Origin of the sequence: Lentzea sp. NPDC006480 (assembly GCF_040611995.1) — a bacterium.
GTDB lineage: Bacteria > Actinomycetota > Actinomycetes > Mycobacteriales > Pseudonocardiaceae > Lentzea.
Genome location: NZ_JBEXPJ010000090.1, coordinates 1 through 12,848, shown reverse-complemented (window position 1 = coordinate 12,848; position 12,848 = coordinate 1). Strand labels below are relative to the sequence as shown.

At 69.8% G+C, this 12,848-nt stretch carries 11 protein-coding genes; 8 read left to right on the top strand and 3 right to left on the bottom strand.

Going from position 1 to position 12,848, the window contains the following annotated elements; genetic code table 11:
- The first annotated feature begins 1 nt into the window (after position 1).
- Positions 2-2,755, top strand: a complete 2,754-nt coding sequence (locus ABZX92_RS29235; protein ID WP_355566124.1) for a hypothetical protein — start codon at positions 2-4, stop codon at positions 2,753-2,755.
- Positions 2,752-3,231, top strand: a complete 480-nt coding sequence (locus tag ABZX92_RS29230; protein ID WP_355566122.1) for a hypothetical protein — start codon at positions 2,752-2,754, stop codon at positions 3,229-3,231. The genes ABZX92_RS29235 and ABZX92_RS29230 overlap by 4 nt, the downstream gene beginning before the upstream one ends.
- Positions 3,232-3,277: 46 nt before the next feature.
- Here ABZX92_RS29230 and ABZX92_RS29225 read toward each other — a convergent pair whose 3' ends face one another.
- The gene (locus tag ABZX92_RS29225) at positions 3,278-3,955 is read right to left on the bottom strand and encodes a hypothetical protein (protein WP_355566119.1); all 678 of its coding nucleotides are present in this window, start codon (positions 3,953-3,955) and stop codon (positions 3,278-3,280) included.
- A 10-nt stretch (positions 3,956-3,965) separates the two neighbouring features.
- Entirely contained in the window at positions 3,966-4,793 is an 828-nt protein-coding gene (locus ABZX92_RS29220; RefSeq protein ID WP_355566117.1) for an alpha/beta hydrolase, read from the bottom strand.
- Between the two features lie 134 nt (positions 4,794-4,927).
- On the opposite strand from ABZX92_RS29220, the gene glmS reads away from it, so the two are divergent.
- The 6 genes from glmS (at position 4,928) to ABZX92_RS29190 (ending at position 11,269) form a co-directional block, all read left to right on the top strand.
- On the top strand, positions 4,928-6,787 hold the full coding sequence (gene glmS / locus ABZX92_RS29215) for a glutamine--fructose-6-phosphate transaminase (isomerizing) (protein WP_355566114.1): 1,860 nt from the start codon (positions 4,928-4,930) through the stop codon (positions 6,785-6,787).
- Entirely contained in the window at positions 6,788-8,170 is a 1,383-nt protein-coding gene (locus ABZX92_RS29210) for an NAD(P)H-hydrate dehydratase (protein ID WP_355566112.1), read from the top strand.
- A gap of 50 nt (positions 8,171-8,220) precedes the next feature.
- On the top strand, positions 8,221-9,306 hold the full coding sequence (gene alr, locus ABZX92_RS29205; RefSeq protein ID WP_355566110.1) for an alanine racemase: 1,086 nt from the start codon (positions 8,221-8,223) through the stop codon (positions 9,304-9,306).
- Positions 9,303-10,400, top strand: coding sequence for an alpha/beta hydrolase (locus ABZX92_RS29200; RefSeq protein WP_355566107.1), 1,098 nt, complete (start codon positions 9,303-9,305; stop codon positions 10,398-10,400). Before alr ends, ABZX92_RS29200 begins: the two co-directional genes overlap by 4 nt.
- Positions 10,397-10,858 (top strand): tRNA (adenosine(37)-N6)-threonylcarbamoyltransferase complex ATPase subunit type 1 TsaE, encoded by a 462-nt coding sequence (gene tsaE, locus ABZX92_RS29195; protein ID WP_355566104.1) that lies wholly within the window; start codon positions 10,397-10,399, stop codon positions 10,856-10,858. The genes ABZX92_RS29200 and tsaE overlap by 4 nt, the downstream gene beginning before the upstream one ends.
- Before the next feature lie 63 nt (positions 10,859-10,921).
- Entirely contained in the window at positions 10,922-11,269 is a 348-nt protein-coding gene (locus ABZX92_RS29190; protein WP_355566102.1) for a hypothetical protein, read from the top strand.
- Between the two features lie 58 nt (positions 11,270-11,327).
- Here ABZX92_RS29190 and ABZX92_RS29185 read toward each other — a convergent pair whose 3' ends face one another.
- A complete protein-coding gene (locus ABZX92_RS29185) occupies positions 11,328-12,677 on the bottom strand; it encodes an acyl-CoA synthetase (RefSeq protein WP_355566099.1) in 1,350 nt (449 codons plus the stop codon).
- Positions 12,678-12,848: the final 171 nt, after the last annotated feature.

Below are 12,848 nucleotides of genomic sequence, written 5' to 3'. Positions count from 1 at the left end.
CGTGGAACAGCCCACCTGGCAGGAAGTCAAAGCGCTCCTCGACAACCCGAACATCCCGTTCGAGCAGCGCAAGGAACTCGCCCTCCGGTACTTCGACCGGGCAGAGGACGAGGACATGCCCGGCCTCTCCGAGGACGAGGCGAACAAGGTCGTCGAGGAGTACGACAAGAAGTTCTCGCTCGGCGACTGGGACCGCACCTGGGCCGACGACGAGGACGACAACCTCCAGGACTCCCTCGACGCCGCGCGTGCGTCCGCCAAGGCGGACAAGGAGAAGAACGGCGACCCGGCCGCGGACAAGGCGGCGGTCGACGCGGGCAAGCAGCAGCTGCGCGACCAGGCCAAGGGCGGTCCGTACAGCGCGGGTGTGTCGAAGTCGGACGACATCATCGACAAGGGCAACTCCGCCCTGAAGATGTTCGACAACTTCCTGCCGAAGTACATCTCGGCGTGCGGGGTCGCGGGCAAGACCAGTGGCGACTTCTCGAAGGAGAAGGTCCTCGAGCTCTGGAACCAGCAGCGCGGCATCCTGTTCTCCAAGCTGGAAGCCGAGGTCCAGGAGTGGGCGAGCGCTCGCAGCGCGATCACCGACGCCGCGGGCAAGATGCAGACCGACATGAACGGTCTGTACAGCCACTGGACCGGTAAGGCCTCGGAGAAGTCGAGCGACTTCTTCGGGAAGTTCCAGGCGCAGGTCCGCGTTGTCACCGAGTCGCTGACCGGCTCGGAGCAGGCCGTGGGCATGGCGTGCTCGAAGGTCGCCGAGGCGGTCCGGGTGAAGACGCAGTGGTTGCTGGACAACTACAAGGACCGCATCTGCGAGCGCACGCCCGCCGAGATCGACGTCATCATCCGCGTCGCCCAGAAGGGCCGGGACGCGAGTGACGAGGACATCCAGACGATCGCCGCGTTCCTGCCGACGCAGCAGGGCCAGCAGTCCGTCGCGGACATGGTCGGCGACGACAACTGCGACCTGAACGACGAGACCAAGGACTACGCCGCCCGGCAGGCCGTCGAGTGGTGCAAGATCTTCTGCGACACCTTCCGCGGCATCCTCGACGCCTTCAAGACCACGTGTGAGAACACGAAGAAGGCCGTTGACGAGCACTGGGCCAACATGAACAAGTTCCTCGCCGAGAGGGACGAGGACCCGTTCAAGGTGCTCGGCCAGACCCAGGGCACCGGTAACGGCAAGGGTGGCGACAAGACCGGCGGCGGGGGCAAGACCGGCGGCGGTGGCGGCACCGGCACAGGTGGCGGCGGAGGCGGCGGTACGGGTTCCGGCGGTGGCGGCGGTATGCCGGAGATCCCGAAGCCGGAGAACCCGCTCGACAAGAACGGCGACGGCAAGCCCGACCTGCCCGGCGACACCGACGGCGACGGCAAGATCGACGATCTCGACGGCGACGGCAAGCCGGACGACAAGAACGGCGACGGCAAGCCGGACCAGCCCAAGCCCGAGGAGAAGCTCGAGTCCGTCACGGTCAAGGCCGGCGACAACACGATCAAGGTCACGGAGCCCGACTCGAACGGGCACGTGAAGATGACGATCGACACGCCGAAGGGCGACCCGAAGACCTACGACCTCGACTTCAGCAAGAACCCCGAGGCCGCCAAGGCGCTGATGGGCCAGAACGGCACGCAGGCCATCACGAGCATGGCCAACCAGCTCAGCGGCACGCCCACGCAGGGCGCGCAGACGCCTGGAGCTCCCCCCGCGGGCAACACGCCGACGACCGGTGGCGGTACCCCCGGTGGCACCGGCATGGGCGCGCCCGGCTCGGAGTCGAACCCGATCCCGGTCGAGGTCGGCGCCGACGGCAAGATCCACATCGAGCAGGACGGCGTCAACTTCACCGCCGAGGTCGACGCCAAGACCGGCGAGATCAACCTCAGCGCGGACAACGGCGACGGCACGCCCGACCAGATCGGCGTGAGCTTCGGCGAGGACGACAACCCCGCCGCGGCCACTGATCCGGCCGGGGACACAGGTCGCGGCGGCGGTGGCGGCATGAGCGGCGACCTGGGGATCGGCGAGCCGCTGACCCTGCCGGACCAGGCCTTCCCGCAGTCCGCCGACGGTCAGTTCCAGACCATGCCCGCACCCGCCGACGGTCAGTTCCAGACCATGCCCGCCCAAGGTGAGTTCCAGACCATGCCGGCTCAAGGCGACCAGGTGTGGAGCCCGCCGGGGCAGGAGAACCCGAACGTGGGCGAGCGCTTCCAGGAGTCGATGGGGCGCAACTACATCCAGGACAACGGCATCATGCCGAGCGTCGGCGAGCCCAGGATCTCCGGCGAGGGCCCGCAGTTCGCCCACGCCGCGTCCTCGGACACCACGGCGACGTCCGGTGTCTCGTTCACCGGTGGCGGCTCGCACGGCAGCGAGTCCGTGCTCAGCGGGTCGGCACCGGCGGAGAGCGCCTGGAGCACGCCGTCCCAGAGCGACCACGGCAACAGCGGCATCGGCGCCGACACCAACGCCTCCGAGGCCGGTCAGGCGGGTTCCGCGAACCTGCCGTCCATGCAGGACGGGCACGGCCAGCCCACGTCCGGTGCCGCGTCCGGCGGCATGATGGGCGGCGGGATGATGGGTGGCGGCGGCATGATGGGCGGTGGCGGCGCCGGCGGTCAGCAGGGCGGTGACACCGAGCGCGGCGCGAGCCAGTGGCGCACCACCGGTTCGCTGTTCGACGACGACAACAACCCGCTCAACCGTCCGGTGGGCGTGCTCGGGGAGGACTCGCGGACGTGAGTGTCCAGGACGAGGTCAAGGCTCTGGAAGCGCGGTTCGAAGCCACGAACCGCGAACAGTCCGAGCGCGCGGCGCTGGCCACCCGCAACGTCGACAAGGCGATGGCCGACGCCAAGGAGAAGAACGAGCAGAACCTCGCGAACGCGGCCAAGGTCGCGACGAGGCTGCACGAGATGGCCGGTCGGCAGAAGGCGGCCGGTGGCTGGGGCACCGCGGCGGCCACGGAGAAGAAGTCGGGCGAGTTCGCGTTCGGCACCGAGGAGGACGAGGAGCAGGACGACATGCCCGGCTTCCGTCCGGGCGGCTGGGCGCCTCCGTCGTCACCCGCTCCCACTCCTGAGCCCGTCGCTCCCGTCTACCAGGCGCCTCCACCTCCGCCTCCGCCACCAGTGCGGCAGCCTCCGGCGGTTCGGCGGCCGCAGCGCCAGGTCGTCGACGATGACGACGACCTGAGCAACCAGAGCTGGTTGTCCTGAACGACGAACGCCCCCAGGTCCGACGACCTGGGGGCGTTCTCGTTGGTCAGTGCTGAGGGCCGTAGCCGGGTGGAGGCGGACCCTGCGGCGGTCCTTGAGGCGGTGGGCCGTAGCCGGGCTGGGGCGGCTGCTGCGGTCCCGGACCGTACTGCTGCGGCATCTGCTGCTGGCCGTATCCGGGCGGCGGCGGTCCCCAGCCTGGTTGCGGCTTCGCGGCCCGCTTGGCCTGGAAGTGCGCGGCGAGCGGCGGCGACCAGGTGATCCCGGCCGCGATCAGCACGCCGACCAGCACGGCCAGCAGTTCGCCGTCGAACGAGCCGTTGAACGACCTGAGCAGGAACCCGATCAGGAACAGCGCGGCCGCCGCGCCCACGACGAACCTGCTCGCCGCCGTGCCGATCGCGACCATCACCGCACCCACCAGCAACGTCAGCGCGCCGATCGCGAGCGTTCCGCCCGTCGCGATCCGCATGACGTCGCCCTTGGAGATGCCGGTCAGCAGCCGGTCGACGGCCTTGACCACCACGCCCCCGCTGCACGCCAGCGCGAGCACGCCGACGGCCACGACCAGGCCGATGCGCAGGCCCTTGTTGTCCGGCTTCGGCCCGTAGCCAGGTGGCGGCGGTCCCTGGAACTGCTGCCCCTGGAACTGCGGTTGCCCCTGGAACTGCTGGGGTTGCTGGCCCTGCTGGTGCCAGCCCTGGTTCTGCGATCCCGGCATCACGCAGAGCACGTTAGCGCTGACGCAGGGCTTCCCGCTGGAAGACGAGGTTCGCGTTCTTCAGGTCGCTCTCGAGCAGCTCGTCGTACGTGCGCTCGCCGGTGAGCACCCGCAGCAGGAACGCGGTCACGAACGCCCGGCCGAGCTTGTGCGACCCGCGCTCGGAACGCCCGTCCAGCATGAGCTCGCTCCAGTGCCGGCCCTCGGTGAACCCGAGGTGCGAGGCCTTGGGCAGCAACCGAAGCTGCACAGGGCCGCCCCACGCGGACGCGATCGCCTCGGCGTGCCCGACGGGTGGCGCGATCCGGTCCTCGCCCGCCGCGAGGTGCAGGCCCGGCACCCGGACGGAACGAGCCGCGTCCAGCGCGGACGGGCGCGTCTCCGTTGCGGCCAAAGTCACAACGGCGCGGACGCGGTCCGACGACGACGCCGCCAGCACCGCCGCGCCGCCGCCCATCGAGTGCCCGGCCAGGGCGAGCCGCGCCGGGTCGACGCTGATGTCACCGGTGCCGAGCCGCACGCCGGTGCAGATGTCCAAAGTGGTCAGCAGGTTCGCCGCCAGCACCCGCGCCGACAGCAGCGGGCCGCGCTCCACGGCCGGGGCCGCGGCGACCACGCCCCACGAGGCCAGGTGCCGCAAAAGACCGTGGTAGCGGCGCACGGGCTGCATCCAGCCGTGCCCGAACGCGACGGCGGGCAGACCCAGGCCCGCGGTGGGCGTGAAGATCACTCCGGGCAGGCCGACGAGCGCGAGGTCGCCGCGCAGCACCGGGTGCGGACCTGGCCTGCTCAGCTGCTCAAGGGCCTGTTTCGCGGTCAGCGTGATCACGCGGCGAGCCATGGGGTGAACCGTAGTCGATCCTGTCGCGCAGGCCACACCCGAGATTGGTCTACACCATATGTGTCTCTGACCTGCGGTGATCCGGCTCTCTCACTCATTAGGGTTAGCGGCGTGGTCTAGCTAGTCTGTTTCCCGTGTGCGGAATCGTGGGATACGTGGGTCACCAGTCGGCGCTCGACGTCGTGCTGGACGGGCTGAGGCGGCTCGAGTACCGGGGTTACGACTCGGCAGGCGTCGCGGTCGTCACCGGTGAGGATCTCGCCGTCGAACGCAAGGCAGGCCGGCTGCAGAACCTGGAGACGAGGCTCGACGAGGTGGGTCGCGACAACTTCGCGGGCACCGTCGGCATGGGCCACACGCGGTGGGCGACGCACGGCGCGCCGATCGACCGCAACTCGCACCCGCACCGCGACGCGACGAACCGCGTCGCCGTGGTGCACAACGGCATCATCGAGAACTTCCTCGCGTTGCGCGCGGAGCTCGAAGCCCTCGGCGTCGAGATGGCGTCCGACACCGACACCGAGACGGTCGCGCACCTCGTGTCCTTCGCCTACAGCGACGGTGACACGAAGGGTGACCTGCCTGCCAGCGTGCGCAAGGTCGTGAGCCGCCTGGAGGGCGCGTTCACCCTCGTCTTCACGCACGCCGACGAGCCGGACACGGTCGTCGCCGCGCGCCGCAACTCCCCGCTGGTCGTCGGTGTCGGCGAGAACGAGTACTTCGTCGCGAGCGACGTGGCCGCGTTCATCGCGCACACCAAGGAAGCCGTCGAGCTGGGTCAGGACCAGATGGTCGTGCTCACCCGCTCCGGCTACGAGGTCACCGACTTCGACGGCGAGCCCGCCGAGGCAAAGCCGTTCACGGTCAACTGGGACCTCAGCGCCGCCGAGAAGGGCGGCCACGAGTACTTCATGCTCAAGGAGATCGAGGAGCAGCCGGAGGCGCTGGCGAACACGCTGCGCGGCCACTTCTCGAACGGCCGGATCGTCCTCGACGAGCAGCGCCTCTCCGACCAGGACCTGCGCGACGTCGACAAGGTGTTCGTCGTCGCCTGCGGTTCCGCCTACCACTCCGGTCTCGTCGCGAAGTACGCGATCGAGCACTGGACCCGCCTGCCCGTCGAGGTCGAGCTCGCGTCCGAGTTCCGCTACCGCGACCCGGTGCTCGACCGCGACACGCTCGTCGTCGCCGTGTCGCAGTCCGGCGAGACCGCGGACACGCTGGAGGCCGTGCGCCACGCCCGCTCGCAGAAGGCCCGCGTGCTGGCTGTCTGCAACACCAACGGCGCGCAGATCCCGCGTGAGTCCGACGCCGTCCTCTACACGCACGCCGGCCCGGAGATCGGTGTCGCGTCGACGAAGGCGTTCCTCGCCCAGATCGCCGCGAACTACCTCGTCGGCCTGGCCCTGGCGCAGGCCCGCGGCACCAAGTACCCGGACGAGGTCGCCCGCGAGTTCCACGAGCTGGAGGCCATGCCCGAGGCCGTGCGGCGCGTGCTCGGCACCATCGACCAGGTCAAGGCGCTGGGTCGCGAGCTCGCCGACTCGAAGGCCGTGCTGTTCCTCGGCCGCCACGTCGGCTACCCGGTGGCTCTCGAAGGCGCGCTGAAGCTCAAGGAGCTCGCCTACATGCACGCCGAGGGCTTCGCGGCCGGAGAGCTCAAGCACGGCCCGATCGCGCTGATCGAGGAGGGTCTCCCGGTCGTCGTCGTGATGCCGTCGCCGAAGGGCCGTGCCGTCCTGCACTCGAAGCTGGTGTCGAACATCAGCGAGATCCAGGCCCGCGGTGCCCGCACGATCGTGATCGCCGAGGAAGGCGACGAGACCGTGCGCCCGTTCGCCGACCACCTGATCGAGATCCCGGCCGTCCCGACCCTGCTGCAGCCGCTCATCTCGACGGTCCCGCTGCAGGTGCTCGCGGCCGAGATCGCGCGCAGCCGCGGCTACGACGTGGACAAGCCTCGCAACCTCGCGAAGTCCGTTACCGTCGAGTGAGTGAGAGGCGTCTGGCACACCGAACGCGTCAAGTCCGCTGAAGAAGAGCTCATGGCGGTGGTCCGGCCGGGCTCGCTGATGCGCAAGGCCGCGTTCGGTGTGGCCACTCACGCTCTCAGGCTTTTGCAGGGCCGCCGCCGCGTCACGTTGCTCGTGGGTGCGGGCAACAACGGCGGCGACGCCCTCTGGGCCGGCTACTTCCTGCGCCGTCGCGGGGTCGCGGTTTCCGCTGTCCTGCTCTCTCCGGAGAAGGCGCACGTCGAAGGCCTCACAGCACTTCGCCGGGCCGGTGGCCGGATCGTCGACGAGGTCGGCACGCCGGACCTGGTGATCGACGGCATCGTCGGCCTCTCCGCACGCGGTCCTCTGCGCCCTGCGGCCGCCGAGCTCGTTGCTTCCGTGCGAGCACCGATCCTGGCCGTTGATCTGCCTTCCGGTGTTGATCCGGACACGGGTGAGATCTCCGGGCCGCACGTTCAGGCCCACACCACGGTCACGTTCGGCTGCCTGAAGCCAGTGCACGCGCTGGCCGACTGCGGTGACGTGCACCTGGTCGACATCGGCCTGCGGCCAACGGATCCCGACTTCGTGCTGCTCGACCGTTCGGACATCACCTGGCCGGTGCCAGGCCCGTCCGACGACAAGTACACCCAGGGCGTCACGGGTGTGGCCGCCGGCAGCTCCACTTATCCAGGCGCCGCAGTGCTTTCCACGGGTGCGGCTGTGCTGGCGACGTCGGGCATGGTCCGGTACGCCGGTCCCGCCGCTGACGCCATCCGCGCCCGCTGGCCCGAGACGATCTGCACCGGCTCGATCACCGATGCCGGACGCGTGCAGGCCTGGGTGGTCGGGCCGGGCATGGGCACGGGCAGCTCCTCCGCCGAGGTGCTGCGGTTCGTGCTGGACGCCGGCGTCCCGGTGATCGCCGACGCGGACGCGATCACGTTGCTCGCCTCGCACTCCGAACTCTGGGACGCCCGCGACCCCGACGCCCCGCTGGTCCTCACGCCGCACGACAGGGAGTTCGAGCGGCTGGCCGGCCCCGTGGGCGCGGACCGCGTCGCAGCGGCCCGCAAGGCCGCTCAGCGCTTCAACGCCGTGGTGCTGCTGAAGGGGCATCGGACGGTGGTGGCGGCACCGGACGGACGAGCGCTGGTGAACTCGGCGACGTCGTCCTGGCCCGCCACGGCAGGCTCGGGTGACGTGCTGTCCGGGATCATCGGCGCGCTGCTGGCCGCGGGCGTCGATCCGTTCCTGGCCGCGGGGTACGCGGCGTACGCGCACGTCCTAGCCGCCGAGATCGGTGCCGACGGCGCACCGGTGCCGTCGTCGGGTCTCATGGAAGCGATCCCCACGGCCATTCGATCGATTCGACGGACCTGAGCGCTCGCTCACACTTGTGAGCTGCGAAGTCATGGCACGATGAACAGGTTATGGCCCGTTCAGAAGTGGTTGTCGACCTCGGTGCGTTGCGGCACAACGTCGCACTGCTCGCGAGCCTTGCCCCGTCCGCGGAAACCATGGCCGTCGTCAAGGCGGACGGCTACGGCCACGGCGCGGTCGAGGTGGCGCGGGCGGCGCTGGAAGCCGGCGCGACCTGGCTCGGTTCCTGCTCGACGCAGGAAGCTCTCGCGCTCAGAGCCGCGGGCCTCCGCGCCCCGATCCTGGCCTGGCTCGACGCACCGGACGAGGACCTGGCCGCCGGGATCGCCGCCGACGTCGACCTGTCCGTGTCATCGCTCTCCGACCTGCGCAGGGTCGAGCAGGCCGCCGAGGAGGCCGACGCCCGGCCGCGGATCCACCTGAAGATCGACACCGGCCTGAGCCGCAACGGCTGCCAGCCGCACGACTGGCCGGAACTGGTCGAACAGGCCAAGAAGCACGAGGTCGTCGCCATCTGGTCGCACCTCGCGTGCGCCGACGAGATCGGGCACCCGTCCGTCGACCTGCAGGCCAAGCGGTTCGACGACGCGTACGACGTGGCGAAAGCAGCGGGCCTCACGCCGAAGCGGCACATCGCGAACTCCGCCGCCCTGCTCACGCGCCCGGACCTGCACTTCGACATCGTCCGGCCCGGCATCGCGATGTACGGGCTGAACCCGGTGCCGACCGAGCACGACCTGCGCCCGGTGATGAGCTACCGCTCGCACGTGGCGCTCACGAAACGTATCCCCGCCGGCGAGTCGGTCTCCTACGGGATGACATGGACCGCGCAGAAGGACACGACGCTGGCACTGGTGCCGGCCGGGTACGCGGACGGCGTTCCGAGGGCACTCTCCGGCCGGATGGAGGTGCTCCTGAACGGGAAGCGCCGCCCGGTGGTCGGGCGTGTCTGCATGGACCAGATCGTCGTGGACTGCGGAGACGACCGGATCGACGAGGGTGCGGAAGTCGTCCTGTTCGGCGACGGGCGCCGGGGGGAGCCGACGGCGACGGAGTGGGCGGAGCTGACCGGGACGATCGACTACGAGATCGTCTGCGGGATGTACCGGCCGCGGGTGCGGAGGATCTACACGTGAAGCCGGTGTGGAAGGTCGTCGGATGGGTCGGTGGTGCGCTGGGTGCCGCCGTCGCGGGTGCTGCCGTGGCGCAGACCGCGAAGGTGTCGCACGAGCGCAAGACGGTCACCGACAGCCTCGCCGACGAGCCGTTAGGACAGCTGCGGCCCGACCGCGAGTCGACCGTGGCCGCGGACGACGGGGTGCCGATCTCCGTCGAGGAGGTCGATCCCGGTGACGGTGGCGAGGCCGACATCACCGTCGTGCTGGTGCACGGGTTCGCGCTCGACCGCCGCTGCTGGCACTTCCAGCGCAAGGACCTGGCGGAGCTGATCGACCCGCGTGTCCACCAGGTGCTCTACGACCAGCGTTCGCACGGCCGCTCCGGCCGTTCCTCGGTCGAGAACAGCACCATCGACCAGCTCGCGCTCGACCTCGACGCGGTGATCCGCTCGGTCGTGCCGAACGGACCGCTCGTGCTCGTCGGCCACTCGATGGGCGGCATGACGATCATGGCCCTCGCGGAGAAGGAGCCGGAGCTCTTCGCGGAACGGGTCCGCGGTGTCGCGTTGATCGGCACGGCCGCCGGAGCCGTGGGCGGCGCGGGGCTGCCGAAGTCCGTGCTGTCGCGCTACAACCCGGTGACGCTCGGCATCGGCCGCCTCGCCGGCATCCAGCCCGGACTCGTCGAGTGGGTTCGCAAGGGCACGAAAACCCTTACCTGGAGCGGCATCCGCGCGTTGGCGTTCGGTGACCGCAAGGTGGCTCCGTCCCTTGTGGACCTCATGGAGAAGATGATCAACGGGACGACGGTGAAGGTGCTCACCGAGTTCCTGGAGACCCTCGGCACGCACGACCGCTACAAGGCGCTCGCCGGACTGCGGCACTGCGAGGTGCTGATCCTGAGCGGTGACGCGGACAAGCTGACGCCGTTCTCGCACGCCGAGCGGATGGCCGAGGAGATGCCGCACGGCACCCTCGTCCGGGCCCCCGGTGCCGGGCACATGGTGATGATGGAGCAGGCTGATCTCGTCAACGACCACCTGGTCGCGCTGATCGAACGGTGCGCGGCCGATCGCGGAGAGAGTCGGAAGAAGTGGTGGCGCCGAGCGTGAAGACCGTCGAACTGCCCCTGGTGGAAGACACCGAGGAGTTCGGCCGAAGGCTTGGGGAACTGGTGCGGGCGGGCGACCTGCTGCTGCTCGCCGGGCCGTTGGGTGCGGGCAAGACCGCACTGGTGCGCGGGCTCGCGCGCGGTCTCGGCGTGCAGGGCCGGGTGTCGTCGCCGACGTTCGTCGTGGCCCGCGTCCACGAGCCCGCGGAAGGCGGCCGGGGCGTGCGGCTGGTGCACGTCGACGCGTACCGGCTCGGGGGTCACCTGGACGAGCTAGACGATCTTGATCTGGACACGGATCTGGTCGACGCCGTCGTCGCCGTCGAATGGGGCGAAGGTGTCGCGGAACGCCTGAACGAAGATCATCTTCTGATTCGGCTCGAGCGCGGAATCGACGACGTTCGCACAGCTCAACTGGTTCCGCATGGCGAGTGGCGCTCGCGTGCCCTGCCTGTGTGACGTTGTGCAGCGGATCGGGTGACGTCCATTAAGGACAGAGCGTGACGAGCCGATGACATCCGCATGATCAAGAAGACGCTTATCGCGACTGCTGTCATCGGTGGCGCCATGCTGGTCGCCGCGTCCCCCGCCTCCGCTGGCGAGGGCCACGAGCGCTCCGGTCACGGCATCAGCATCGCCGACAACCTCTGTGCCGCTCCGTGGCAGTGGAACGGCCCGTTCTCGCTGCTGCACGAGGGCCACGCCCCCGGCTACGCGGCCTGCAACGACAACCACGCCGGCGGTGGCTCGGACATCAGCATCGCCAACAACGCCTGCCTGCTCCCGTGGCAGTGGAACGGCCCGCTGGAGATCTTCACGGTCGACCACGCGCCGTCCTACGTGGCCTGCAACGGCAACTCGGCCGGCTGAACGGGCGTCGTGGGGGATGACCGGGCGAGCCCGCCGGCCATCCCCCGCGACTGTCCTGTTAGGACAGCTCGCGCTTGAGCACCTTGCCCATCTCGTTGCGCGGCAAGGTTTCCAGATAACGAACCACGCGCGGCCTCTTGTGCGGTGACAACAGCTTCGCCACGTGGTCGCTGAGTTCCTGTGGTTCCGGCGCAACGCCGGCTGGAACCACCCACGCGACGATCCGCTCGCCCAGGTCGTCGTCCGGCTCGCCCGTCACGGCCACCTCGGCCACCGACGGATGCTCCAGCAGGGCGTTCTCGATCTCACCGGCGCCGATCTTGTAGCCGCCGCTCTTGATGAGGTCCGTGGCCCGCCGCCCGACGATGCGGATGTACCCGTCGGGGTCGCGCACCGCCATGTCGCCGGTCCTGAACCACCCGTCGCGGAACGCCTTCTCGGTCGCGTCCGGCCGGTTCAGGTACTCCAGGAACAGGTTCGGCCCGCGCACCTCGATCTCGCCGATCGCGCCGATGCCGACGTCGCGGCCCTGCTCGTCCACCACCCGCACGTCGACGCCGTCCACCGGCAGCCCGACCGCGCCTGGCCTGCGGTCGCCGTCGAAGCGCACGCTGACGTTCATCAGCGTCTCGCTCATCCCGTACCGCTCGACGATGCCCTGCCCGGTCGCCTTGGCGATCCGCTCGTGATCGCTCGCCGGGAGCGCGGCGCTGCCGGAGACCAGCAACCTGGCGGTGCGCAACTGGTCGGCCAAAGCGCTGTTGTTCTCCACGGCCTCGGCGATCCGGTGGTACATCGTCGGGACGCCGAACATCATCGTGGCGCCGGTCGCCAGCTCGTGGCCGATCGCTTCCGGCGAGAACTTCACGTGCCGCACCGAGCCGCCGAGCCGCAGCGGGCCGAGGACGCCGATGCCCAGGCCGTGCACGTGGAACAGCGGCAGCCCGTGCACCAGGACGTCGTCGCCGGTCCACTGCCACGCCTTGGCGAGCGAGTCGATGTTCGACGTCAGCGCGCGGCGGGGCAGGACCACACCTTTGGGCGGACCGGTCGTACCCGAGGTGTAGATGACCAGCGCGGGAGTCTCCTGGCCGGGTTCGTCGAACGCGCCGGGCGTGCCGAACACGATCGGCTCGTCGCGCAGCACCAGGTCGGGCTTGCTGTCGCCGAGGATGTGCTCCAGTTCGCGCTCACCGAGCTTCGGGTTGAGCGGCACGATCGCGACGCCCGCGAGCAACCCGGCGACGACCGCCACGCAGGTTTCGAGCGTGGAAGTCGCCCACACGGCAACCCGCGTCTTTCCCTGGAGCCGTTTCGCCAGAGTGCCCGCGGCCTGGTGCAGTTCGGCGTACGTCAGGGACTCCTCGCCGAAGCGCAGGGCCTCGCGATCACTCGGTTCAGCGAACATGAGTCCAGGGTCGTACGCGTGCCTTGAGGACGCATCGGAAGTGTGGTTCTGCACACGTGTTTGAGTGCCCCTGCTTCGCAGATGGCGACGAGGTCGTCGAGGAGTCGGTCATCCGGCCACCGCTTCTGCCCGAATCGCCTTCGGCGGTGACCGAGCCCCGGCCGGAGGTGC